The organism is Pseudomonas sp. FSL R10-0399, assembly GCF_009600165.1.
GTDB lineage: Bacteria > Pseudomonadota > Gammaproteobacteria > Pseudomonadales > Pseudomonadaceae > Aquipseudomonas > Aquipseudomonas helleri.
Genome location: NZ_WIWK01000076.1, coordinates 1 through 24,945 on the forward strand (window position 1 = coordinate 1; position 24,945 = coordinate 24,945).

Consider the following 24,945-nt stretch of genomic DNA (forward strand, 5'->3'; position numbering starts at 1 on the left):
GTAGCAGTTGACGAGCTTTGCGAGGCTACGTCCGGCGGCGCAGCCGTCGTAAACGGGTTATCGAGGTTCTTCAGTTAAATCGGGTTTTGTGGGTTTACGATCGCTTCGCAATCTGACGCAGTCTCGCAGACTCGACAGCTGCTACGAGGTGCCTCACAGGGTCATAGACCCTGTGAGGGCTTCGCGTTTACTTCGGCAGCGCGTACACCACCACTTGGTCGCCCACTTGATCTTTCATGATCGAGTTGCCGCCTGCGACAAAAGCCACGTATTGCTTGCCTTTGTATTCGTACACCGCAGGGTTGGCGACGGCAGGGGCCATGACGATGTCAGACCACAGTTCTTTGCCGTCATCCAGTGCGTAGGCGCGTACCTTGGCGTCCATCGAGGCGCCAATGAACACCACGCCACCGGCTGTCACCGCCGGGCCACCAATGGTTGGCGAACCCATGTCTGGCGGCATGTACCAGCCCCACTGTTGAACAGCCCCCATCGGACGACGCCATTTCACGTCACCGGTCTGCATGTTGATCGCCACCAGTTCACCGAACGGCGGAGCCCAGCACGGCATGCCGGCCCAGTTCTGCGCGTTGACCAACGACATGCCGTAAGGCGCGCCGATTTGTGGGTAGAAGCCGTTTTCGTTACCGGATTCTTTAGGCTGTTTGTCGTAGGCCTCGCGATCCCACAGCTTGATCATCTGCACGATGTGCGAGGTGTTGACGATGGCGACCTGGCTGACCGGGTCGAACGCTACGCCACCCCACTGCACACCACCGGCGCTGTCCGGGTAGGCCAGCACGCCATTGCCTTTGAGGCCGGGCGGCGAGTACATGCCGTTGTATTCCAGGCCGTCCCACATCTTGCTGCACTGGCCAAAGCCGACAATGTCAGCGATTTTCCAGATGGCCGGTTTTTTCGACTGGTCCAGCAGCGGTGCAGGCTTGGTCGGGAACGGTTGGGTCGGTGAGTAGACTTCACCCTTGGCTTCGCCTTTAGGCACCGGACGTTCTTCAATCGGCCATACGTCTTCACCGGTGCGACGGTCCACGGTAAACAGGAAGCCCATTTTGGTCGCTTGTACCAGCGCCGCCACAGGTTTGCCATTCACGGTGATGTCCATCAGCGTCGGCGCAGAGTTGATGTCGTAGTCCCAGATATCGTGGTGAACCCACTGACGCGACCACACGACTTTACCCGTGTTGATATCCAGTGCCGTGGTTGAAGTACCCAGCGGAATCGGGTTGGTGCGGTTGCCGCCCCAGTAGTTGGGCGACGGCGAAGACACGGGGATGTACAGCAACCCCAGCGCCGGGTCATAGGACATGGCGGTCCAGATGTTGGCGGTACCGGTTTTGCCGGCTTCTTCTTCAGGGATCGGTTTGAATTCCCACTCCAGCTCGCCAGTGCGGGCGTTCAGGGCAAACAGCGAGCCTGGCGATTCGACTTCGTATTCCCAGTCTTTACCGGCCCAGCCCACGATCAGCTTGTCGCCGATCACGGTAGGCGGTTGCAACTGCGACAACGGCCATTTGTTGTTCTGCTTGTTCCACTGGTTAACGTCCACAACGCCATTTTTGCCGAAGTTTTCGCACGGTTTGCCGGTGTCAGCATCGACGGCGTACAACTGCGCGGTCATGTTGCCCAGGTACACCATCTTCTGACAGGCAACACCCGCTTGCGGGTCTTTTTCCTGCCAATAGGACACACCACGGGACTTCAGCGCGGGCTGGGTTTCGGCCACCAATGCGGACTTGGTGTCATACACCCACTTCTCTTTGCCGGTCTCGGGCTCAAGGGCAATGATGCGGTAGAACGGCGTGCCCACGTACAGCGTGTCGTTGGCGAAGATAGGCGTGGCGGACCAGACGGTGGCCGGGGTTTTACCGGTGCCGTCAGACATGTCCCCGGTGAAATACTGCCATACCTTCTTCAACTGCCCGACGTTGTCCTTGTTGATTTGCGTCAGCGGCGAGTACTTCTGCGAGCTGAGCTGGCCGTGGAAGGTGTCCCACTCTTTACCGGTCGGAATCGGCAGTTTGGCGTCTTCAGCAGAGACGCTGGACTGCGCCAGAAGAGGCGGCGGAACCACGTAGGTGGTGTCTGCATGGGCTGTAGAAATGCCCGCAAGCATACAAAGGGCAGGTGCTGCCAAAAGGTTCTTTTTCATTGTGCTCATCTCACGCGCTCCTTGTTGGCTTGCTGCCAAACGTTTCAATGAGGACACCTACAGCGCACACAACCAGCACGGCGGCAGTCCACCAGCCATGTAGCAACAAGGCGGCAAAAAACGTCCCGATAACACCTACCCAAGCCAGGAACAGGAAGAAAGCCCTGGCCCCTCCGGCCTCTGTCTTGATCAGTAACAGGCCCAGGATAAACAGCACAAACTCGGCCAGCATGGCGACCATCGCGCCACCGGAATCGGTTATCCCGGATAACGGCGTAAAGAACCTCCACGCAGTGATACACAAAGCAATCAACGCGGTGATGATCACGATGTAAGCGCCGAGATGGCGCCGGGGTGGTGCATAGGCAGCAGACGAACTCATCACTTTCTCCTTTCGTGACGTACTTTTTTACATTTTGAAAGGAGTGTAGCCAAGCTGACGGGAAACGCCGGGAACAGGACGAAATGAGCGCCGGGCCGCGATTGTTGGCGATCAACAATCGCAGCCCGGGCCGGTAGAGCGGGGGCTTTGAGGCTTAATGCGCGTGTTCGGATTCAGCAGGTGCTGGCGCATCTTTGGTGACGTGGCTGACCAGTTTGCCGATGGTCAGACCTTGAAGCAGGATCGAAGACAGCACCACGATGTAGGTGATACTCAGGATCAAGTCGCGCTCCGGGCCCAACGGCAACGCCAGGGCCAGGGCCACCGATACACCGCCACGCAGGCCACCCCAAGTGAGAATGCGGATGGTGCCACGCGGCACGGTGCGCCAGCGACGCAGCAGCACAATGGCCGGGGCCACGGTGAGCAGGCGCGAGAGCAGAATCGCCAGGGCCAATACGCCGGCCGCCAGCAAATGCAGCCACGAGAATGGCAGCAGCAACAGCTCCATACCGATCAACGCAAACAACAGCGCGTTGAGCATGTCATCGAGCAGCTCCCAAAAGCCGTCCATGTAGCGGCGGGTCATGTCGTTCATGGCTTTGTTGCGGCCCAGGTTACCGATGATCAAACCGGCCACCACCATCGCAATCGGCGCAGACACGTGCAGCTCACTGGCCATGGCCGAGCCGCCGATCACCAGCGCCAGGGTCAGCATCACCTCAATCTGATACTGCTCGATGCTTTTGATCATCAGGTACACCAGGTACCCGATCAGGCCACCAAACACCACGCCGCCAATGGCTTCGTGGGCGAACAGCATGGCGGTCGCGCTCAGGCTCGGGGTTTCGCCCAGTTGCACGATGCCGAGCAACACGGTGAACACCACGACCGCGGTGCCGTCATTGAATAACGACTCGCCCACAATGGTGGTTTTCAGCGGCTTGGATGCGTTGGCCGTACGCAACACACCGAGTACGGCGATCGGGTCGGTCGGTGAAATCAGCGCACCAAACAGCAAGCAATACAGGAAGCTGATATGCCAGCCGAACAGCTCGAAAATGTAATAAGCGAGGCTGCCGATGACCGTGGTCGCGATCAGTACACCGAAGGTGGCCAGCAGGCCAATGGGCCAGCGATAACTGCGCACGTCATTGAAGTTAACGTGCAAGGCACCGGCAAACAGCAAGAACGACAGCATCCAGTTCATCAGCAAATCGCTGAAGTCGATCTGGCCGATCAGCTCTTGCACACGGTCTTCGAGCCCCGGATAACCGAGAAAGCTCAAACCCTGCAACAGCAGCGAAAACATAAGGGCGGTGACCATGACGCCAATCGTTGGCGGCAGGCCGATAAAACGGTAATTCACATACGTGAGTAGTGAAGTCAGGCAGATAAACGCAGCAACAAGCTCAAGCATCCGGGATCCTGTGGTGGCGTGAGTGAATGGAAGCCCGAACGGGTCGGACTATGTGTTTGATGTAATCGCAGCGCTCAGGGACACATCTTTACCCGGCGCACCCTGGGTCAAGCGTAGGCGTTGGTGCAGGTGGCGGTGGTTTGTTTGGACCCACGCAACGCGCAAAAGATCGCTGGAAGTTTAGACCGCGGCTGTTACAACCAAGCGAGCGCCAGCAGCGCCAAGAACCTTTTGGCCGCCCGAGGCTCTTAGCCTGTAGACGGGTGCTGATCGGCATGCTCGTGATGAAACTCTAAAAAGGAAAGTCCCATGACCGTTGCCTTCTGGTGTGTACTGATTGCCCTGTGTTTGCCGTACGTCTGTACCGGCATTGCCAAGTTCAGCCAAGGCAAGTTCGGCCCCCGACAAAACCATGACCCGCGCGCGTTTCTCGCCACCCTAGAAGGGTCTGCCAAACGCGCCCACAACGCGCAGCTCAACAGCTTTGAAGTGACCCCGGCCTTTGCGGCGGCGGTGATCATTGCCGACATCGTGGGCAACGCCCAACCAGTGACCATCGATGTGCTGGCGGTGCTATTCATCACCAGCCGCCTGCTGTACATCATCTGCTACCTGGCCGACTGGGCGCTGTTGCGCTCGATTGTCTGGTTTGTCGGCATGGGGCTGATTGTCAGCTTCTTTTTTGTGTCGATGTAACTTGCGTGTGTCCTGCCGGGGGCGAACCAGCGCCCCCTGTCAGTCACTCAGTTGCCTGCCAATCGGGTTGTCCCGGGATCATTTCCCACGAAGCTGTCAGCCCGGCCAGAGAATTTTCAATGTAGTGTCTGGCTTTTTCGACCCTGTTGATGATCAGTAACGCGTGTTCACGTTGTACTCCGTTTAGCGCATTGCTGACTTCATTGGCCGATCGCGCTGCGCAACGCAGCAAATCAGACGCACAGCTCAAGGCGGCTTGAAGGTTGGCGCTGTCCTTGAGTGTTGTAATGGCTGATGGTGATACATCGAGCATTGACGTATCGGGCAGATAGAAATCGAGTGCCCGATCAGCGGCTGCGCGGTCCAGCACAAGCGTGTCAATTGCAGAGCCTTCTGGCACAAAGTCGATTGAAGCCGGAGATGTTTTTTTCACGGGAAACCCCAAGCGTAGGGAGGATGGCTATTGGGTGAGTGTCAGTTCTGCGTGCAATAAGTATTAAACGTGCTTTTCATAAAAGTTAACACGTGTCCAAAGTAATGGTTAATCTCAAGTAATCAATAATAAAAATATGTGCAGATAATTCGCCGTGTTTTTTAACGCTATGGCTGTGCAAGTTGCCTACATGCTAGGCGGATAGTTCATTCGTGATAAAAAGACTGCGTGTGAGATGAAATTTTTTGTCTTGTTTTCCTTGCTGGTTTTATGGGCGAAACATTTGCACTATGAGTCCGTCTCAAGCGTTGAAGGTAAGTCGTAGGCTCGGCGTGTACAGTGTGAGGGGGCAAGATGCATCGAAAAGAAAAGAATAAAAATTTAAAAAGTAATATTCGCTATTTGATCAAGAGTCGCGGAGAAAGTCAGGTATCACTGTGTGTTGCCAGTGGCCTGACACGAACCACGATCTACAATATTTTAGAAGGTAAGGTATCTAATGTTCAGCACTCCACTGTGCGCAAGATATCTAATTTTTTTGGCGTGTCTTACGAAGAAATAGAACGAATAGATTTTGAAGAAAAAGAAACGCTGGAGCGGAGTGCTTCAATCGAAGGGAACATGAATCCGGCGGCTGTACCTGTTCTAAAAGAAGGGCAATTAATCAGTTGTCTTGATAAGCCAATTGGTGAATTGGTGACGCGTTTTCCACTCACTTACTATTTCGGTTCGGCTCATAACATGGTGGCTGTTATTTTGGAATATCGACGTTATGCATCTTATGGGGCCGGTGATGTCTTGATCGTTCACAAGGGCTGTGTGAACAAGGTTGGCGACCACTTGGCATACGACACGGGCACTTTGCGGCTCAGTATCGTGGACGGTCAGTCGGTTGAATCGAGTGGGCTATGTGTGATCGGGTATATCGTCGAGGAGCGCTTCAATGACCTGTAAGTGCGAAGCGGATAACTCTAGGTACAAACTGCTCGGCTTCGATAATCATAAAAGCCGGGTCATTGTCATGGTGGTGGCAACCGGTAAAGTTATCAAAGTTAAACTGTCTGAGCTAATAAGCAGCGAGGTAATGGATAATTTTAATCCGGTCGAGGTCAAGACAATTCATAAAAAGCTTTATTCGCAAGAGGGCTCTGTGACCGCCTACGACTTCAAAGACCGTCACGAACGTTCATGGATGATCTATGTTGTTTTGAACCTGCTGTTATTTACCCTCTACATATTCACCAGTATTGCGGCCACCAAACCAATTTTTCTGGAGTGGCCGGGCATTGTGGTAACACCGGGGGCTTTTTTATACCCGTTGACCTTTCTTATTGTGGATGTACTCAACGAGTCTTATGGCCTCAGGCTTGCAAGAAGGGCCATATTTTTTGCCTTTGTGAGTAATGCACTCATTATTGCCATGCTCAGCGTAACGACTTACCTGCCAGGGCTGTCTGACTGGAAACTGGATGCGCCCTATAACCAGGTGATTGGTCACCTGTCTTCAGTGCTGATCGCGTCGTTAATTTCATTTTTGGTATCGGAGTACGTCAATACCTACTTGCTGTGCAAGATTAAAGAATTGACGAATTCGAGGTTCTTGTTTCTCCGGGTGTTCCTGAGCACCTTTATCGCGGTCATTATTGACAGTTTTCTTTTTTGCTTTCTGGCGTTTTATGGCGTTATGGAAACCAGTGTCATCCTTGACATGATCGTTATCCAGATTCTTATCAAAGTGAGCTTTGCATTTTTTAACGTGTTCCCGGCGTATGGCATGAGGGCGCTGTTAAACAAATACATGACGGTGGAGAGCAGGTAATCGCCCGGCAATGATTCGCTGACTATCAACACGCCCAGCGTGTTGATAGTGGCTGACGTGCAAGGCGCTATGCGGCTTTTTGCAGCTTTGCCTGCAAGCGTTGGCGAACACCTGCTGTGTCGCTCAAGTACTCGGCCAACCCTTTTGCCCGCAAGCTGCAGGCGGCGCAGTGAGTGCAGCCCGCGCCCTGGATGCCGTTGTAGCAGGTCAGAGTCTGGTCACGAATCACGGCCAATTGCTGGTATTCATCGGCCAGCGCCCACACTTCGGCTTTGTTTAGCCACATCAGCGGCGTTTCGATGCGTACGTCGTAGGCCATGCCCAAGGTGATGGCCTGGTTCAGTGATTTGACGAACGCGTCACGGCAGTCCGGGTAGCCTGAAAAGTCTGTTTCGCATACGCCGGTAATCACGGTGTTGGCCTGCACCTGGTAGGCATAAATAGACGCCAGTGTGAGAAACACAATATTGCGCCCGGGCACGAAGGTACTCGGTAAACCGTTTTCAGGTGCTGACGCGTTGGGCACGGCCATATCTTCGCGGGTCAGGCTGCTGACCGTTAATTGATTGAGCAGAGAGGCATCCAGAACGGTGTGTTTAGTGGCGCCCAGTTGCTTGGAAAGCGCCCGTGCAACGTCAATTTCCGCGCGGTGACGCTGGCCGTAGTCAAAGGTAATGCAGTGCACTTCGTCATACAGAGGCAGCGCCTGTAACAGACACGTCGTCGAGTCTTGCCCGCCACTGAAGACGATAACCGCTTTGTTAGTCATGTGAGGTCTCGATAAATAGGGCGAGCGTCGAGACTATTCCGCGAGGTGGGCAGGAACAAGCGGGGGAGGATTTGCAGGAGTTTTCCGGGCCGAGAAGAAGACTTATCTGACTCCCCGCCGTGTAGGAGCGAGCTTGCCTCGCGATATTTTGATCTTGATCTAAGAGCCCCCTCACCCTAGCCCTCTCCCGAAGGAGAGGGAACCGATTGGGGAATGCTGAAGATACTCGGTGGCCTGTTTGCTGCGCGACAGCGCGGCGTCGAAGACGGTGCGGCAGGTCCACAGAGGCATTGGTTGTTATTGCGGCAACGCTGCGCCTTTGGGCCACAGCAGCCAGATGTTGCCTTTCTGCTTCATGTCGCCCGCGATTTTCCCGGCGTCCGGGCCGGTGCCGACGAAGAAGTCTGCGCGCACTTCACCGGCAATGGCGCCGCCCGTGTCTTGGGCGGCAACCGGGCGTACGATCGGCTGGCCGTCTGCCTGGGTGGTCGACAACCACAGCAAGCTGCCCAGCGGGATGACGCTGCGATCCACTGCCACGCTGTAACCTGCGGTCAGCGGCACGTTCAACGAGCCGCGCGGGCCTTCGTTGCTGTCAGGGTTTTGCGTGAAGAACACGTAGCTCGGGTTGCTGGCCAGCAGTTCGTGCACGCGCTCAGGGTGAGCCACTGCCCAGGCGTGAATGCTGCCCATGGTGACGTCTTCTTTTTTCAGCTCGCCCTGTTCCACCAACCAGCGGCCAATCGGTTTGTACGGGTGGCCGTTTTGGTCGGCATAGCCGATGCGCAGTTGACGGCCATTATCGAGTTGCACACGGCCCGACCCCTGAATTTGCAGAAATTGCAGGTCCATCGGGTCGGTCAGCCAGGCCAGTACCGGCGCATTGAGGCCTTGGTTGTTGATGGTTTCGGCGGTGTCGTACGGTTTGAGCACACGCCCTTCAAGGCGACCGCGCAGGCGTTTGCCCTTGAGTTCCGGGTAGATGCTGTCCAGGTTCACCACGATCAAATCAGACGGCACGCCGTAAATAGGCACATGGGCCGCGGTGGTCTGTTTCAGGCTGCCGGGGTAGACCGGTTCGTAGTAGCCGGTGATCAAGCCGTCGCTGCTGCCTTCGGCCGAACGCAAGCTGTACACGTCCAGGTGGGTTTGCAGAAAACTGCTCACTTCAGCCACGCTCGGGTTGGCCGGCAAGCTGGCGGCAGCGCTGCACAGGCTGCCCCAGTTAGGGTCGGCCTTGAGCCGTGTGCACGCGCTGCGCCATGAGGCGAAACCGTTTTGCAGGTCAACACCGGTCACTTCCGGCAGCGCGCTCCAGTCCGCCTTGCTGTAGGTGGTATGCGGGACCGGTTTGGCGGTGTCTTTGTCGGTGCCATTGCACCCGGCCAGCAGCATGACAATCGGCAGCGCCCACGCCAGCGGCTTGAAAAGTGATCTCATCAGCGAGGTTCCTTCAAGAGTTGCCGAGGTCAAATAACCGTCGAGGCAACCCGTATATTTAATAGGGGTATTGGTCTTTGCGAGTGACACGAGGATACTGGCGACCGATTTTCGTGACGTGAAGCCACCATGACTTTTAAACAATGTTGCATTGTGTTGCTGGCCTGCCTGACGCTGTCGGCGTGTGGCGGCATTGATCCGGACTCACCGCTGGGTCAGCGTAAAGCGATTTTCAAACAAATGCTCAGTACCAGTGAAGAGCTGAGCGGCATGTTGAAGGGCCGGGTACCGTTTAACGGTCCGCGCTTTGCTGAAGCCGCCATGCAGCTCGATGCGCTGGCGTATCAGCCGTGGGCGCATTTCCCGCAGGTGAAGGACTCCGATAAAACCAGCGCCACCGACGCAGTCTGGCAGCAACAGGCACGGTTTGAAGCATTGGCCCGCGAGCTGGAAGCAGCGACAGGAGCGCTGGTGATCGCCAGCCAGCAGCAGCCGTACTCAGCCAGCCACCTGACGCCTGCGGTGCAGAAGGTTCAGGACACGTGCAGTGCGTGCCACAAGGCATTCAGGAATCACTGAGTGGGCACAATCTCTTGCCTCGCGATCTTTTGATTGTTTAAAAGATCGCGAGGCAAGCTCGCTTCTACAGGGTGGTTCAGCGAATTACTTGTCCAGCTGATCCAGCGCTTCTTGCAGCTCTTTACGTGACTCGGCGAGCTTGGTTTTGCGCTTGTCGATTTTTTCCGGGTCGCCTTTTTTCATGGCTTTGTCCAGGTCGGCCTGGCGCTTGCTGACTTCGTGCTTGGCGTCGAGCACCTTGTTTTCACGCTCTTTGCGCAGGCCTGCGTCGGTGCAGTTCGCCGTCACTTCGCTCAGGGCTTTTTCCAGGCCGGCCGCTTGGTTGCTGTTGCCGTGGGCGCGTGCCTGTTCAAGTTGCAGGGTGATGGCTTGTTTTTTAGCGGCGCAACCGGTCAGCTCTGGAGCAGGGTCGGCAGCCATCACAGGGGCGGCCAGCAGGCCGCAAACAGTCAAGAGAACAAGCGGTGAAAAACGTTTCATAAAAAGCTCCGTGACAAAAATAATGACAATAAACACAATTCAAAAACCCGGACGCAGCATACGCCTCGCGTAACGCTGTGGGCAGTTTCTAGTCGAAACCGGCAATTCCGGCAGCCCGTAACTGTTCACTTAAAGCCTGTACGTTCGGCTCACGCATAAATTCAGTCAATTGCGCAGCACGCTGGGCACCTATCCCGGCATATGCCTGCCAGGCCTGTTCATCGCGCGCGACCAGCGCTTGCCATGACTGCCCCAACGGCGCATCGCCGGTGGGCGGCAAGCCAAGGGCTTTTACCCATCGAGCAAACGGTTGTTGCCGCGCCGCGTGCACACTGGCGAGCAAACGTTCGCTGCTGCGCTCGCCGAAGCCGCCAATGTTAGCAAGCCGGGCGGCGTCCAGGGTCAACCAATCGAGCAGGTTATTGACCTCACCGGCTTGAATCAGCGTATTCCAGGTGCCGGGCCCGACAAACGGCATGGCCAACCCCTTCTTGCTGCTGAGCCAATTGAGCCGCGCCAAAAACTGACGTTCACAGCCCGGTGTTGCCGACCAGCAGCTCAAGGCATGGAAGTTATTGGGCTGGGGCGCCAGGACTTCAACTCGTTCACTGGCGCGCAAGGCCACGCTGTCGAGCCGGGGAATGGTCATGCCCGCCAGGCTGATGGCCACGTGGTCGCCGGGGCGAATATCCAGATCTTGCCAGCGTTGCAGCGAGCCCACGCTAATGCGTTTGATCGTGCGGTCATCAAGGCGCACCGGGATCAGTTCCAGCATGGGCGTGATACGCCCGGTGCGGCCAATGTTGAACGTAACCTTGCGCACTTCGCTCAGCGCCTGGGCGTGCGGGTATTTCCACGCGGCGGCCCAGTTGGGCGGTTTGGCTTGCCAACGCTCGGCGGCCGGGCGCTGACTTTGGCGCAACACCACACCATCGCTGGCGAACGGCAGCGGGGTGTTAAACCAATGCTCGCGCCAGTGCCGGGCGTGGTCCAGATGGTCGATGGGCTGGCTGTAGGTTTGGCTGTCGGTAAAGCCCAGTTCGGCCAAACGGGCCAGTCGCTCGCTTTGTGCGTGCGGGCCTTGGGGCCAATCCCATACGAACAGGCCAATGCCCTGGCCTTGTTCAGGGCTCAGCGCATGGCGGGCCATCAACCCGGCCACGGTGCTGCGCGCGTTGACGCTGCCCGCCTTGGCCTGAACATGGCCGGGCACCCGCCAATAGAGTTCACCTTGCAATAACATGTCCACAGGCTGTGGCAAGCGTTGCGGGATGGCGCTGATCACCTGTGCAGCCGCCGTCCAGTTCTGCCCGCTAAGCCCGTCGCCGCGGCTGATGACGTGCTGTAATTGGCCTTGCTGGTAGGTCAGGGTGACGGCCACGCCATCCACTTTGGGTTGTACCCACAGGTCCTGACGACCCTTGATCCAGCGTTCAACGGCGCGTTCATCTGCCAGCTTGGCCAGCCCGGTTTGCGCCACGGGATGAGCCATCGGGCCGCTTGCCGTTTGCAGTGGGTTATCCACAGCACGGCAGAGTTCCAGGCGGCTGCGCAGTTGGTCGTACACCGCATCGCTGACCAGAGAAACCCCCAAGCGGTGGTAACTGTCGTCCCACACCTTAAGTTGTTGGCGCAGGGCTTGCTCGTCGGCGCAGGGGTTGGCGAGGGTGTTGAAACTGAGACACGCGAGCAGAAGCCCACTGAAAACGCGGAGTATGGCCAGCATCATGAGCGTCCTTGCCCGGAGTGAACGCTTAAGGCTAGTGGAGGATGGCCGTGGCGCTTGGGCAGAAGATTGCCGGGTGTTTCTGTGGGAGCGGGCTTGCTCGCGATTCAGGCAGCGCGGTGTGTCAGACAAACTGCGTCGATGCCATCGCGAGCAAGCCCGCTCCCACAGGGGCAGATGTTGTGAGGCACAAAAAAGCCCCGGACAGTGACCTGTCCGGGGCTTCTGGCTTACTTACAAACCAGCGGCGGCGCGCAGTTCTTCAGCGCGGTCGGTACGCTCCCACGTGAACGTGGTGAAGGTATCGTTGCCAACGGTTTTGGTCTGCGGCGTGCGGCCGAAGTGACCGTAAGCGGCTGTTTCCTGGTACATCGGGTGCAGCAGGTCGAGCATGGTGGTGATTGCGTATGGACGCAGGTCGAACACTTCACGCACCAGCTTGATGATCTTGTCGTCAGAGACTTTACCGGTACCGAAGGTGTTCAGCGAAATCGAAGTCGGTTGAGCGACGCCGATTGCGTAGGAAACCTGGATCTCGCAACGCTCAGCCAGGCCGGCAGCCACGATGTTCTTGGCCACGTAACGACCGGCGTAAGCCGCCGAACGGTCAACCTTGGACGGGTCTTTACCCGAGAACGCGCCGCCGCCGTGACGGGCCATGCCGCCGTAGGTGTCAACGATGATCTTGCGGCCGGTCAGGCCGCAGTCGCCCACCGGGCCACCGATGATGAACTGGCCTGTCGGGTTGATGTGGAACTGGGTGTCTTTGTGCAGCAGTTCAGCGGGCAGCACGTGTTTGACGATCAGTTCCATCACGCCTTCGCGCAGGTCGCTGTACGACACTTCCGGGTTGTGCTGGGTCGACAGCACGATGGCGTCAACGGCAACCACTTTACCGTTTTCGTAACGGCAGGTGACCTGGGACTTGGCGTCCGGGCGCAACCACGGCAGCAGGCCGGATTTACGGGCTTCAGCCTGACGCTGAACCAGTTGGTGCGAGAAGGTGATCGGTGCTGGCATCAGCACGTCGGTTTCGTTGCTGGCGTAGCCGAACATCAGGCCCTGGTCACCGGCGCCCTGATCTTCAGGCTTGGCGCGGTCAACACCCTGGTTGATGTCAGGGGACTGCTTGCCGATGATGTTCATGACACCGCAGGTCGCGCCGTCGAAACCGACGTCGGAGCTGGTGTAGCCGATGTCGGTGATCACGTCACGAACGATCTGTTCCAGGTCAACCCAGGCCGAAGTTGTGACTTCGCCTGCAATGATTGCCACGCCGGTTTTCACCAGAGTTTCGCAGGCCACACGGGCGTGCTTGTCTTCAGCAATGATGGCGTCCAGCACCGCATCAGAAATCTGGTCGGCGATTTTGTCCGGATGCCCTTCAGACACGGACTCGGAGGTGAAAAGGGAGTATTCGCTCATCTCGACGGTTTCCTAATATTTACCGATGGTGAGTGTCGCCAGCCGGCCGCTGAAAGTGGCGGACCTGAATCTGGAAACCATTACGTAAGCCTACATAGAGGCTTTCCCCGGGAACGAGTCCCGCAGCGGTGGCCCAATGGGCCAGATCATCTTGTTCAAAACCTAGCCACAGATCGCCGCAAGCCTCGCGGGCCCACGCCTGATTATGGCTACACAACTCTGTTACCAGCAGGCTACCGCCAGGTTTCAACAAGGTGGCCAGTTGCCTGAGTGCATCGGCCGGTGCCGCGAAATGGTGCAAGACCATGTTCACCACCACGCAATCGGCCTGCAGGTGCGCATCGTGCAGCGCGTCGGCCAGGAGCAGGCTGACGTTGTTCAGTGACTCGCGTTCACACAGCTGGCGGGCCAGCTCAAGCATTACCGAGCTGTTGTCCAGTGCCGTGACGTGCTGGAAGCGTTGGGCCAGGTCGGGCAAGAAACTGCCGTCTCCGGGGCCGACTTCAAGGGCCGTGGCAGCTGGGCTGAAGCTCTGTTTGTCGAGCAGCGTCAACACGCTGTCCCGATACTGTGGCACGCCAGCGATCAAGTCCTGTTGAGCTCGAAATTTCTCGGCGATACGCGAGAAAAAGTCCTGGCTGGCCGCTGCTCGTTGTCCATGTACGGCACTGATGCGCGCTTGCACGTCGGCGGGCAGGGTCAGGTTGTCGACCTCCTCCAGCAATGCAGCATGCAACTTGCCGCCCAGCAGTTCGGTGTGGGGCAGGGCACGACGATAAAAAATGGCATTGCCTTCGCGACGCGTGGCCACCAGTTGTGCCTGGGACAACACCTTGAGGTGGTGGCTCATGCCTGACTGGCCGGTGGCAAATATGTGCGTCAGTTCCAGCACTCCAAATGAATCGTTGGCCAACGCGCGCAGCACATTGAGTCGCAGCGGGTCACCTCCGGCCTTGCACAGGGCGGAGAGCTCGTCGCAATCGTCATGGCGGATAGAAGGCACGCGTAAGTTCATGGGGGCGCAGTCTAGTTACCCGTCTCACACCTCGCAAGTTCAATATCAAAACTTTTTGATATTGATCGATAACCGGTTCGTTGGTCGGATGACCTGCACTCAATAACGAAATGAAATGTCCGATCTTCAACAGGTTGAACGGTTAAGCGCATGAAAAACGCTTCAAGCGACTATCTGTCATTGCCCCGAAGGCGGTGGGTGAGGGAAAATGCTCACCTTTTTTCCGTTTCGATTTAACTTTCAATACCCAGGAGAACAGCGATGCCCAGCCGTCGTGAGCGTGCCAACGCCATTCGTGCACTCAGCATGGATGCCGTGCAAAAAGCCAACAGCGGCCATCCAGGTGCCCCTATGGGTATGGCGGATATCGCCGAAGTACTGTGGCGCGATTATCTGAAGCACAACCCGAGCAATCCTTCGTTCGCTGACCGTGACCGCTTCGTGCTGTCCAACGGCCACGGCTCGATGCTGATCTACTCGTTGTTGCACCTGACCGGCTATGACCTGTCGATCGACGATCTGAAAAACTTCCGCCAACTGCACAGCCGTACCCCGGGCCACCCGGAGTTCGGTTACACGCCGGGCGTTGAAACCACCACTGGCCCATTGGGTCAGGGCCTGGCCAATGCCGTGGGCTTTGCCCTGGCTGAAAAAGTCATGGGCGCGCAGTTCAACCGTCCTGGCCACAACGTTGTCGATCACCACACCTACGTGTTCCTGGGTGATGGCTGCATGATGGAAGGCATTTCCCACGAAGTTGGCTCGTTGGCCGGCACCCTGGGCCTGAACAAGCTGATCGCGTTCTACGACGACAACGGCATCTCGATTGATGGCGAAGTTGAAGGCTGGTTCACCGACGACACGCCAAAGCGTTTCGAAGCCTACAACTGGCAAGTGATCCGCAACGTTGACGGTCACGACCCTGAAGAAATCAAAACCGCCATCGACACCGCGCGTAAAAGCGACAAGCCAACGCTGATCTGCTGCAAAACCACCATCGGTTTTGGCTCGCCGAACAAGCAAGGCAAAGAAGATTGCCACGGTGCTCCACTGGGCAACGACGAAATCGCCCTGACCCGCACTGCGCTGAACTGGAACCACGGCCCGTTTGAAATTCCGGCCGATATCTACGCCGAATGGGATGCCAAGCAAGCCGGTGCTGCCGTTGAGTCCGAGTGGGACAAGCGCTTCGCCGCCTACGCTGCCGAGTTCCCGGAACTGGCCAGCGAACTGACCCGTCGCCTGAGCGGCAAGCTGCCTGCCGAATTCGATGCCAAGGCCAGCGCCTACATCGCTGAAGTCGCGGCCAAAGGCGAAACCATCGCCAGCCGTAAAGCCAGCCAAAACACCCTCAACGCCTTTGGCCCGCTGCTGCCTGAACTGCTGGGCGGCTCGGCTGACCTGGCCGGTTCCAACCTGACCCTGTGGAAAGGTTGCAAAGGTGTGAGCGCTGAAGACGCCAGCGGCAACTACGTGTACTACGGCGTACGTGAGTTCGGCATGAGCGCCATCATGAACGGCGTTGCCCTGCACGGCGGCCTGGTGCCTTACGGCGCGACCTTCCTGATGTTCATGGAATACGCCCGCAACGCCATCCGCATGTCGGCCCTGATGAAGCAGCGTGTGATCTATGTGTTCACCCACGACTCCATCGGTCTGGGCGAAGACGGCCCGACGCACCAGCCGGTTGAGCAATTGACCAGCCTGCGTACCACGCCGAACCTGGACACCTGGCGCCCAGCCGACGCAGTGGAATCTGCAGCGGCCTGGAAATACGCCCTGGAGCGCAACGACGGCCCGTCCGCGTTGATCTTCTCGCGTCAGAACCTCAACCACCAAACCCGTGATGCTGGCCAGATCGCCAACATCAACCGCGGTGGTTACGTACTCAAGGACTGCGCAGGCGAGCCTGAGCTGATCCTGATCTCGGCCGGTTCCGAAGTCGGCCTGGCCGTTCAGGCGTACGAGAAACTGACCGAGCAAGGCCGCAAGGTCCGTGTGGTGTCGATCCCATGCACCAGCGTGTACGAAGCTCAAGATGCAGGCTACAAGCAGTCGGTTCTGCCGCTGCAGGTTAGCGCGCGTATTGCGATCGAAGCGTCCCACGCAGACTACTGGTACAAGTACGTGGGCCTGGAAGGCCGCGTGATCGGCATGACCACCTACGGCGAGTCGGCGCCTGCGCCTGCCTTGTTCGAAGAGTTCGGCTTCACCGTGGAAAACATCCTGGGTCAGGCTGAAGAGCTGCTGGAAGACTAAGCAATCCCCCCGTAGGAGCTGCCGCAGGCTGCGATCTTTTAAACATCAAAAGATCGCAGCCTGCGGCAGCTCCTGCGGGGGATCGTTGTGTTTACACCCTGATAAGAGAACCCCATGCCTCAACTGCGTCCTTACAAAGTTGCACTCAACGGCTACGGCCGGATTGGTCGTTGCGTCTTGCGTGCGTTGTTTGAGCGAGGGGCGGCTGCCGGGTTTGAAATTGTTGCACTGAATGATTTGGCCGATATGGCCAGCCTCGAATATTTGACGCGCTTCGACTCCACCCATGGCCGGTTCCCCGGCGACATACGGATCGAAGGCGACTGCCTGCATATCAATGGCGACTGCGTGAAAGTGTTCCGCAGTGCCACCCCCGAAGGTATCGACTGGGCCGCGCTGGGCGTTGATCTGGTGCTGGAATGCTCCGGCGTCTATCACTCCCGTGCTGACGGCCAGCGTTTTCTCGATGCCGGGGCACCCCGTGTGCTGTTCTCGCAGCCGATGGCCAGCGAAGCCGATGTCGACGCGACCATCGTGTATGGCGTCAACCAGCACACCCTGACCGGCGACGAGCGCCTGGTGTCCAACGCCTCGTGCACCACCAACTGCGGCGTGCCGCTGTTGCGCCTGCTCGACGAAGCGTTCGGCCTTGAGTACGTATCGATTACCACGATCCACTCGGCCATGAATGACCAGCCGGTGATTGATGCCTACCACCATGAAGACCTGCGTCGTACACGCTCGGCGTTTCAGTCGGTGATTCCGGTGTCCACCGGCCTCGCCAAAGGCATTGAGCGTTTATTGCCGGAACTTGCCGGGCGGATTCAAGCCAAAGCCGTACGTGTACCGACCCTGAATGTGTCATGTCTGGACATTACCCTGGTCACGGCGCGAGACACCGACGCCACCGAAGTGAACCGCGTGTTGCGCGAGGCGGCCACCAGCGGCCCGCTCAAAGGCCTGTTGGCGTACACCGAGTTGCCGCACGCCAGTTGCGATTTTAACCACGACCCGCATTCGGCCATCGTCGATGCCAGCCAGACCCGCGTTTCCGGCCCACGGCTGGTAAATCTGCTGGCCTGGTTCGACAACGAATGGGGTTTTGCCAATCGAATGATCGATGTGGCTGAGCACTATTTGCACATCACTCACCCTAAACCCGCTCTCTAACATTAGAAACTCAGGAACTGCGACCCATGACCGTGTTGAAGATGACCGACCTCGATCTCCAAGGTAAGCGCGTACTGATCCGCGAAGACCTCAACGTCCCGGTAAAGGACGGTGTTGTCGCCAGCGATGCGCGCATCCTTGCTTCGCTGCCGACCATCAAGCTGGCCCTGGAAAAAGGCGCAGCGGTTATGGTCTGCTCGCACCTGGGGCGTCCGACTGAAGGCGAGTTCTCGGCCGAGAACAGCCTCAAGCCAGTCGCTGACTACCTGAGCAAAGCCCTGGGCCGCGAAGTGCCGCTGGTCAGCGACTACCTGAACGGCGTCGACGTTAAAGCGGGCGACATCGTGTTGTTCGAAAACGTGCGCTTCAACAAGGGCGAAAAGAAAAACGCTGACGAACTGGCCCAGCAATACGCCGCCCTGTGCGACGTGTTCGTGATGGACGCTTTCGGTACAGCGCACCGCGCTGAAGGCTCGACCCACGGCGTTGCCAAGTTCGCCAAGGTTGCCGCTGCGGGCCCGTTGCTGGCTGCTGAACTGGAAGCGCTGGGCAAAGCCCTGGGCGCCCCGGCCAAGCCAATGGCGGCCATTGTTGCCGGCTCCAAGGTATCGACCAAACTCGAAGTGCTGAACAGCCTGAGCCAGATCTGCGACCTGCTGATCGTTGGCGGCGGCATTGCCAACACCTTCCTGGCCGCTGCCGGCCACCCGGTGGGTAAATCGCTGTACGAACCCGACCTGCTGGACACTGCCCGCGCCATCGCGGCCAAGGTCAACGTGCCGCTGCCAACCGACGTCGTGGTTGCCAAGCAATTTGCAGAAACAGCCGAAGCGACCGTCAAACTGATCGGCGACGTGGCCGCTGACGACATGATCCTGGACATTGGTCCACAAACTGCAGCGCACTTCGCTGACCTGCTGAAATCGTCCAAAACCATTCTGTGGAACGGTCCGGTAGGCGTGTTCGAGTTTGACCAGTTCGGCAACGGCACCAAAGTGTTGGCCCAGGCCATTGCTGACAGCGAAGCCTTCTCGATTGCTGGCGGTGGCGACACCTTGGCAGCCATCGACAAATACGGCATTGCTGATCAAATTTCGTACATCTCGACAGGCGGCGGTGCCTTCCTGGAGTTCGTTGAAGGCAAGGTACTGCCTGCTGTTGAAATTCTGGAAAGCCGCGCCAAAGCCTGACTATGACTCAGGCCCTGAAAGGAAGCATGGACATGGTCAAGTTGTTACCGCTGTTGATAGTTGCGGGCTTTTTGGCCGGTTGCGCCGGTTCGGCCCCGCCGCCGGCAGAGGCCGCCACTCCCGAAGAGAGTGGTTGCTACCAGGCCGACTGGCAGGCGCAGAGCGTGCCGCTGGTCAATAAACGCTCAGGGCCTGAAGCGCTGGAAAAATACGAGACCCCGCAAGCCTCAAAAGGGCGCGGGTGCCCTTGAGGCTAATACTGTAGGAGCGAGCTTGCCTCGCGATCTTTTGAATTTTTAAGAGATCGCGAGGCAAGCTCGCTCCTACATAGGGCCGACCAGCCAGGGCTGGAGCTGTAACGTTTCAGCCGCATCGAATTCGCAGCACCGGGGCCAACCCCCGATCTGCAATAACTTGAATCGCAGCCGCCGCTACGGCAGGCTTGCACGATTAACGACCCTTGTCCGGGAGAGACACACACAATGGCACTTATCAGCATGCGCCAGATGTTGGACCACGCCGCCGAATTCGGCTACGGCGTTCCAGCCTTCAACGTCAACAACCTTGAGCAGATGCGCGCGATCATGGAAGCCGCTGACAAGACTGACTCCCCGGTGATCGTTCAGGCTTCGGCCGGTGCGCGCAAGTACGCAGGTGCGCCGTTCCTGCGTCACCTGATTCTGGCGGCCATCGAAGAATTCCCGCATATCCCGGTGTGCATGCACCAAGACCACGGCACCAGCCCTGACGTCTGCCAGCGCTCCATCCAGCTGGGCTTCAGCTCGGTCATGATGGACGGCTCGCTGGGCGAAGACGGCAAAACCCCTACCGACTACGACTACAACGTTCGCGTGACTCAGCAAACCGTTGCCCTGGCACACGCTTGCGGCGTGTCGGTTGAAGGTGAGCTGGGCTGCCTGGGTTCCCTGGAAACCGGCATGGCGGGCGAAGAAGACGGTATCGGCGCTGAAGGCGTTCTGGATCACAGCCAAATGCTGACCGACCCGGAAGAAGCTGCAGACTTCGTAAAACGCACCCAAGTGGACGCCCTGGCCATCGCCATCGGTACTTCCCACGGCGCTTACAAGTTCACCAAGCCACCTACCGGCGACGTGTTGGCGATTGACCGCATCAAAGAAATCCACAAGCGCATCCCGAACACTCACCTGGTGATGCACGGTTCGTCTTCGGTGCCACAAGAGTGGCTGGCGATCATCAACCAGTACGGCGGCGACATCAAAGAAACCTACGGCGTGCCGGTTGAAGAAATCGTTGAAGGCATCAAGTACGGCGTGCGCAAGGTCAACATCGACACCGACCTGCGTCTGGCCTCGACTGGCGCCATGCGTCGCCTGATGGCAACCAACCCAAGCGAGTTCGACCCGCGCAAGTTCTTCGGCGCTACCGTAACGGCCATGCGCGATGTGTGCATCGCCCGTTACGAAGCCTTCGGCACCGCTGGCAATGCCTCGAAGATCAAACCGATCTCCCTGGAAGCCATGTACCAGCGTTACCTCAAAGGTGAGCTGAACGCCAAGGTCAACTAAGCCTTAAGCGTCATGAAAAAGCCCGCAGCGATGCGGGCTTTTTTGTGCCTGGCACACGGATTCATCTGTAGGAGCGAGCTTGTCTCGCGATCTTTTAAACGATCATAAGATCGCGAGGCGAGCTCGCTCCTACAAGGTGTGGTGTATTTTTTCGGGATCTATGCCGTTGCCCTTGAGCAGGGCGTCCACCAGTGAGCGGGCCATCTCGACCGAGTGCACCAGCGACCACACCAGCCCGCGCTCGATGCCGCTGGCCATTTCGGTGATTTCATCCGACACCTCTTCTGCCCCCTTGAGCATGATCGACACGTGCTGCAAAGCTTGCAGGGCGCGAACATCTGCCAGCACGGCAAACGGTGACTCAGGGCTGATGCCTTGCGCTAGTGTCGGCTGCAAGGTCTCCAGGTCTACGGGAGGGTCTTCGCGCAGGCGTTTGAGCAGGTCTTGGGTTGCATCATCGTGCAGATGATCATCACGCTGAATGCGTTTTGCTTTAGGACCGTCGGGCGTCGTCTTTTTCATGTCTCTTCCACGGGGATCATCGGCGACTCAAGAAGATAGCCCCCGGCCTTTCCATGCGGCAAGCAGCGCTTGCGGTCCCCACGCTTTCTCGGAAGTGTCCGCCTCTTGGCAACGTAAACGTCTGACAAGGTAGCCATAAAAGCTGGATTCGCTACACTGGCGAACTTTTACGCTGTGCGTTGGCGCCCCATGACCGTTCTCAAATACCTTCAGGCATACCCCCAATCGTTGCAGGATCAAGTGCGCCAATTGATCGAGCGCGACCAATTGGGCAGCTACCTGAACGAGCGTTATCCACAGCGCCATGCGGTGCAGAGCGACAAGGCCTTGTATGCCTACGCGCACGAGATCAAACAGGAATACCTGCGCAACGCGCCGTCCTTTGACAAGGTGCTGTTTGATAACCGCCTCGACCTCACCCACCGTGCGCTGGGCTTGCACACGACTATTTCGCGGGTGCAGGGTGGCAAGCTCAAGGCCAAGAAAGAACTGCGCGTGGCCTCGTTGTTCAAGGAAGCTGCGCCAGAGTTCTTGAAGATGATCGTGGTGCACGAACTGGCGCACCTCAAAGAGTCCGACCACAACAAGGCGTTCTACAAACTGTGCGAACACATGCTGCCGGGTTATCACCAGCTGGAGTTTGACCTGCGGGTGTACCTGACCTGGCGCGACTTATAGGGCTGTCGAACGTGTAGCCGCTGTCGAGGCACGAGGCTGCGATGGGTTGCGCAGCGGCCCTGCTTTTGAACAACAAACGAAGGGCCTGCGGCCCTTATCGCAGCCTGCGGCAGCGGCTACAGGTGGCGTACTACATAACGGGAGTTCTGAATGGAAGTCAGTAAAACCAAAAGCAGTTTTTACCGGCGTTTGTACGTGGCCTGGTTGATCGACAGCCAAACCGCCAGCAGTGTGCCAGCGCTGACCGATGTCACCGGCATGCCGCGCCGTACGGCCCAGGACACCATTGCCGCCCTGGCCGATCTGGACATCGTGTGTGAGTTTGAACAACAGGACGGCGCCCGCAACCATGCCGGGCGCTACCTGATTCACAGCTGGGGGCCGATCGACAAAGCCTGGGTCGGCCAGCACCTGGAGCAGATCAAGCAGGTGCTCGGTTACCCTTAAGCACGGCGCATGCCGATGTGCGGGATGTCATCTTCAAGGTACGTCTCGCCTTCGGCCCGAAACCCGTGCTGCTCATAAAATGGCTGCAAGTGCGCTTGCGCGGACATGAAAATCGGTTGCCCGGACCAATACTCTTCGATGTTTTCCAGCGCCACTTCCAGCAGGCGGTGCCCAAGCTTTTGCCCGCGGCCTTGGGGTGCAATGATCACCCGGCCAATGACCACGTCGCCGCCTTGGGATTCGGGGTCGAGCAAGCGGGCGTAGGCCACCAGCTTGTCGTCTTGCCAGCCCATCACGTGCAGCGTATCGCCCGACAGGTCTTGGCCGTCGACATCTTGATACGCGCATTTTTGTTCAACGACGAAGACTTCCGAGCGCAGCTCCAGAATGGCGTAGAGCTGTTCTTTGCCCAGATCGTCGTGGTGTTTGCAGAGCCAGTCAGTGGTCACGGTGTTGTCCTTGTTATCGAAACGATGGCCCGATAGTAGGCGTGATACTGACTGGCGCCAAGCTGCGATAAATCCTACGGAGCTTTGACCAAATGTGCAGCCAGGGTGCGCAATGGGCCGAGTTGACGGCAGATCAGCGCCAACTGGGTTTGCACCAGCCGCAGGTTCTCATCAATGTCATCCGGCATCTGCTCCAGCTCATTGGCCAGGGTTTCTTCCTCGTCGCTTTGCACCGGCACCGGCAGCTTGGCGCTCAAGCCTTGGGCAATCTGGTCGATGCTGTCGGCAATCCGCCGCCCGGCGCCTTCGATCAACTGCTCGCGCAGCTCTGCCGGCAGCTCAGTGCCGCGATGCGCGCCCAGCCCCGACAAGTAACTGAGCAAGGTGTGCGAGAGCACCAAAAAGCGGAAGCCCATGTCGGCGTCCTTACGGAAATGCCCCGGCTCCATCAGCATGTTGGCCAGCGTGGTCGACAGCGCCGCATCGGCGTTGTGGGCGTTACGCCGGGCCAGACGATAGGCCAGGTCGTCGCTTTTGCCCTGGGCGTATTGCTGGAGGATCTGGCGCAGGTACTGGCTGTTGCAGCTCAAGGTATTGGCCAGCGCCTGATTGAGCCGACGGCCCTGCCAGTCCGGCAAGAACAGGAACACCGCTGCCGCCGCAATCACGCTGCCCACCAGGGTATCGAACAGCCGTGGCAAGAACAGCCCGTAACCGTCGCCCACCTGGTTGAAGCAGAACAGAACCATCAAGGTAATGGCAGCCGTGCTCAAGGTGTAACGCGTGGTGCGGTTGGTAAAGAACACCACCCCGGCCACCACCGCAAACAGCGACTGAATGATGGGGTTGGGGAACAGGTCGAACAGCGCCCAGCCCACCGCCAGGCCAATGGCCGTGCCGATGATCCGCTGGCTGAACTTGCGCCGTGTCGCGCCGTAGCTTGGCTGGCAGACAAACAGCGTGGTGAGGATGATCCAGTAGCCCTGGCTTGGGTGAATCCAGTGCACCATGCCAAAGCCGATGCTCAGTGCCAAAGGCAGGCGCAGGGCATGGCGAAAGATCAGCGACGTCGGTGTGAGGTGCTGACGCAGGCGCGACCACACGTCCTTGAGGTTGCGCGGCGAACGGTCCAACAGGCTGCTGTCGGTGGCATCGGCCAGGGCGTCGGGGTTGCTCGCATCGCTGAGCAAACGGTCCAGCGTGCCGAGGTTGGCCGCCAGCGCGCGCAGTGAGCGCAGCAGCCCGCGCCAGGCCGGATTGCTCTGGATGCGCAAGTGTTCGAGGGAGGCGTGCAAGTCGCCCAAGGCCTCGGCAAAACTGTCGTCATAGACAAACGGCTGGCGTAGCTTGATCGACTCCGACAGGCGCTGGCAGGCCACGCCTTGTTGGCGCAGCAGGCGTTGGCAACGGAACATCACGTCACTGTGGAAGAACGCGTCGGCGAGTGCGTTGTACGGGTAGTGCGATGAACTGGCGCGTTCGTGAATGTCTTGCGCGAGGAAGTACAGCTTGAGGTAACGGCTGATTTTCGAGCCCGGCCGCGAGTTGCCAACCCGGTGCAAAATAATCTCTTTGGCGGTGTTGAGCGCGGCCACTACACGGCCGTTTTGCCGGGCCAGCTCCAGGCGGCCTGCTTCTACATCCAGCTTGCGCACCGGTTCGAATAGCGCCGACTTGAGCTTGAGGTACAGGCCCAGTTCCCAAAACAGCCGCGCCAGGCTTTGCTGCACCGGCTGGTTGGAAAACAGCGCCTGCCACAGCACCGAGAGCAGCCCGTACCAGGCCGCACCGGCCACCAGCAACAGCGGTTCGTGCCAGAAGTCGGTGACTTCGCCACCGCGCTGGTCCACGCCGATCATGGTGTACACGGCCAGAATCAACGTGGCCGAGGCAATCGCCCCGTACCGTTCACCCAGCGCCCCGAGCATGGTCAGGGCAAAACTGGCCAGGGCCAGCGCGATGACCAGCAGCCAAGGGTAGGGGAAGAGTAATTCGACACTGAGCGCCGAGGCGCTGAAGCACACCAGCGTGACCAGCAATGCATTCAAACGGCCTTGCCAGCTGTCATCGGTTTCGGCCAGGGCGCTGGCAATAATCCCCAGGAACAAAGGAATCAGCAGCGACATCTCGTCCTGATACCAGCAAAAAGCCATGCTGCCGGTCAGGGCGATGAACACCCGGACGCTGTAACTGAACTTGTCCCGCGCCCACAAGCGGCGCAGTGATTGGCTGAAAGAGGTCGATGACATGGAGTGGCGGTGCCTGGCTCGTGATTCGCTAAATTGAGCCAGATAAGACGCTAGTGCAATGGCACTGTTCACATCGAACA

Annotated in this window: 24 protein-coding genes; 11 read left to right on the plus strand and 13 right to left on the minus strand. The window is 58.3% G+C overall.

The genetic code is table 11. The features are described 5' to 3' along the window. Positions 1–187: 187 nt before the first annotated feature. From GHO41_RS19655 to GHO41_RS19665, 3 genes are all read right to left on the minus strand, one after another. The gene (locus GHO41_RS19655) at positions 188–2,179 is read right to left on the minus strand and encodes a pyrroloquinoline quinone-dependent dehydrogenase (RefSeq protein ID WP_048370884.1); all 1,992 of its coding nucleotides are present in this window, start codon (positions 2,177–2,179) and stop codon (positions 188–190) included. A gap of 1 nt (position 2,180) precedes the next feature. After that, positions 2,181–2,552, minus strand: coding sequence for a hypothetical protein (locus tag GHO41_RS19660; protein WP_048370882.1), 372 nt, complete (start codon positions 2,550–2,552; stop codon positions 2,181–2,183). A 154-nt stretch (positions 2,553–2,706) separates the two neighbouring features. Further along, a complete protein-coding gene (locus GHO41_RS19665) occupies positions 2,707–3,972 on the minus strand; it encodes a sodium:proton antiporter (protein ID WP_048370881.1) in 1,266 nt (421 codons plus the stop codon). A 309-nt stretch (positions 3,973–4,281) separates the two neighbouring features. Between GHO41_RS19665 and GHO41_RS19675 the strand changes: the two genes are divergently transcribed. Next, a complete protein-coding gene (locus GHO41_RS19675; protein WP_048370879.1) occupies positions 4,282–4,668 on the plus strand; it encodes an MAPEG family protein in 387 nt (128 codons plus the stop codon). 43 nt (positions 4,669–4,711) lie between these two features. Here the strand turns inward: GHO41_RS19675 and GHO41_RS19680 are convergent, their stop codons facing one another. Continuing rightward, the gene (locus GHO41_RS19680) at positions 4,712–5,101 is read right to left on the minus strand and encodes a DUF3077 domain-containing protein (RefSeq protein ID WP_256678804.1); all 390 of its coding nucleotides are present in this window, start codon (positions 5,099–5,101) and stop codon (positions 4,712–4,714) included. 354 nt (positions 5,102–5,455) lie between these two features. On the opposite strand from GHO41_RS19680, the gene GHO41_RS19685 reads away from it, so the two are divergent. Next, on the plus strand, positions 5,456–6,055 hold the full coding sequence (locus GHO41_RS19685) for a helix-turn-helix transcriptional regulator (protein WP_048370877.1): 600 nt from the start codon (positions 5,456–5,458) through the stop codon (positions 6,053–6,055). Then, positions 6,045–6,920 carry a queuosine precursor transporter gene (locus tag GHO41_RS19690; protein ID WP_153434420.1) on the plus strand — a complete coding sequence of 292 codons (876 nt, stop codon included), beginning with the start codon at positions 6,045–6,047 and terminating at the stop codon, positions 6,918–6,920. The genes GHO41_RS19685 and GHO41_RS19690 overlap by 11 nt, the downstream gene beginning before the upstream one ends. A 67-nt stretch (positions 6,921–6,987) precedes the next feature. On the opposite strand, the gene queC is transcribed toward GHO41_RS19690, so the two are convergent. After that, positions 6,988–7,689 (minus strand): 7-cyano-7-deazaguanine synthase QueC, encoded by a 702-nt coding sequence (gene queC / locus GHO41_RS19695; RefSeq protein WP_153434421.1) that lies wholly within the window; start codon positions 7,687–7,689, stop codon positions 6,988–6,990. 297 nt (positions 7,690–7,986) lie between these two features. Beyond that, positions 7,987–9,129, minus strand: coding sequence for a murein transglycosylase A (locus tag GHO41_RS19700; RefSeq protein ID WP_153434422.1), 1,143 nt, complete (start codon positions 9,127–9,129; stop codon positions 7,987–7,989). A gap of 129 nt (positions 9,130–9,258) precedes the next feature. Between GHO41_RS19700 and GHO41_RS19705 the strand changes: the two genes are divergently transcribed. Next, positions 9,259–9,708 (plus strand): cytochrome c, encoded by a 450-nt coding sequence (locus GHO41_RS19705; protein ID WP_048370870.1) that lies wholly within the window; start codon positions 9,259–9,261, stop codon positions 9,706–9,708. Between the two features lie 84 nt (positions 9,709–9,792). Here GHO41_RS19705 and GHO41_RS19710 read toward each other — a convergent pair whose 3' ends face one another. From GHO41_RS19710 to GHO41_RS19725, 4 genes are all read right to left on the minus strand, one after another. Further along, positions 9,793–10,188 carry a DUF1090 domain-containing protein gene (locus GHO41_RS19710; protein WP_048370869.1) on the minus strand — a complete coding sequence of 132 codons (396 nt, stop codon included), beginning with the start codon at positions 10,186–10,188 and terminating at the stop codon, positions 9,793–9,795. 88 nt (positions 10,189–10,276) lie between these two features. Beyond that, entirely contained in the window at positions 10,277–11,914 is a 1,638-nt protein-coding gene (ligB, locus tag GHO41_RS19715; protein WP_153434423.1) for an NAD-dependent DNA ligase LigB, read from the minus strand. A gap of 234 nt (positions 11,915–12,148) precedes the next feature. Continuing rightward, positions 12,149–13,339 carry a methionine adenosyltransferase gene (metK, locus tag GHO41_RS19720; RefSeq protein ID WP_153375467.1) on the minus strand — a complete coding sequence of 397 codons (1,191 nt, stop codon included), beginning with the start codon at positions 13,337–13,339 and terminating at the stop codon, positions 12,149–12,151. 19 nt (positions 13,340–13,358) lie between these two features. Beyond that, on the minus strand, positions 13,359–14,354 hold the full coding sequence (locus GHO41_RS19725; protein WP_048370865.1) for a metalloregulator ArsR/SmtB family transcription factor: 996 nt from the start codon (positions 14,352–14,354) through the stop codon (positions 13,359–13,361). Between the two features lie 261 nt (positions 14,355–14,615). Here GHO41_RS19725 and tkt point away from each other — a divergent pair, with 261 nt between their 5' ends. The 5 genes from tkt (at position 14,616) to fba (ending at position 20,520) form a co-directional block, all read left to right on the plus strand. After that, a complete protein-coding gene (gene tkt / locus GHO41_RS19730) occupies positions 14,616–16,613 on the plus strand; it encodes a transketolase (RefSeq protein WP_153434424.1) in 1,998 nt (665 codons plus the stop codon). 114 nt (positions 16,614–16,727) lie between these two features. Next, positions 16,728–17,783, plus strand: coding sequence for an erythrose-4-phosphate dehydrogenase (gene epd / locus GHO41_RS19735; protein WP_048370861.1), 1,056 nt, complete (start codon positions 16,728–16,730; stop codon positions 17,781–17,783). Between the two features lie 26 nt (positions 17,784–17,809). Then, positions 17,810–18,973: a phosphoglycerate kinase gene (locus GHO41_RS19740; protein ID WP_153434425.1), complete on the plus strand. Its 1,164-nt coding sequence runs from the start codon at positions 17,810–17,812 to the stop codon at positions 18,971–18,973. Between the two features lie 32 nt (positions 18,974–19,005). Continuing rightward, positions 19,006–19,224 carry a hypothetical protein gene (locus GHO41_RS19745; RefSeq protein ID WP_048370857.1) on the plus strand — a complete coding sequence of 73 codons (219 nt, stop codon included), beginning with the start codon at positions 19,006–19,008 and terminating at the stop codon, positions 19,222–19,224. A 231-nt stretch (positions 19,225–19,455) separates the two neighbouring features. Next, positions 19,456–20,520: a class II fructose-bisphosphate aldolase gene (gene fba, locus GHO41_RS19750; protein WP_131060610.1), complete on the plus strand. Its 1,065-nt coding sequence runs from the start codon at positions 19,456–19,458 to the stop codon at positions 20,518–20,520. Between the two features lie 129 nt (positions 20,521–20,649). Here fba and GHO41_RS19755 read toward each other — a convergent pair whose 3' ends face one another. Further along, a complete protein-coding gene (locus tag GHO41_RS19755) occupies positions 20,650–21,042 on the minus strand; it encodes a hypothetical protein (RefSeq protein WP_153329435.1) in 393 nt (130 codons plus the stop codon). A gap of 189 nt (positions 21,043–21,231) precedes the next feature. Between GHO41_RS19755 and GHO41_RS19760 the strand changes: the two genes are divergently transcribed. Together GHO41_RS19760 and GHO41_RS19765 are read left to right on the plus strand one after the other, a co-directional pair. Continuing rightward, on the plus strand, positions 21,232–21,720 hold the full coding sequence (locus GHO41_RS19760) for a YgjP-like metallopeptidase domain-containing protein (protein WP_153329437.1): 489 nt from the start codon (positions 21,232–21,234) through the stop codon (positions 21,718–21,720). Between the two features lie 150 nt (positions 21,721–21,870). Continuing rightward, positions 21,871–22,167 (plus strand): helix-turn-helix domain-containing protein, encoded by a 297-nt coding sequence (locus GHO41_RS19765; RefSeq protein WP_048370849.1) that lies wholly within the window; start codon positions 21,871–21,873, stop codon positions 22,165–22,167. Here the strand turns inward: GHO41_RS19765 and GHO41_RS19770 are convergent. Both GHO41_RS19770 and yccS read right to left on the minus strand, forming a co-directional pair. Further along, complete coding sequence (locus GHO41_RS19770) at positions 22,164–22,616, minus strand: GNAT family N-acetyltransferase (protein WP_048370847.1); 453 nt, start codon at positions 22,614–22,616, stop codon at positions 22,164–22,166. The two genes, GHO41_RS19765 and GHO41_RS19770, sit on opposite strands and share 4 nt — an antisense overlap. 74 nt (positions 22,617–22,690) lie before the next feature. Beyond that, a complete protein-coding gene (gene yccS, locus GHO41_RS19775) occupies positions 22,691–24,865 on the minus strand; it encodes a YccS family putative transporter (RefSeq protein WP_153434426.1) in 2,175 nt (724 codons plus the stop codon). Positions 24,866–24,945: the final 80 nt, after the last annotated feature.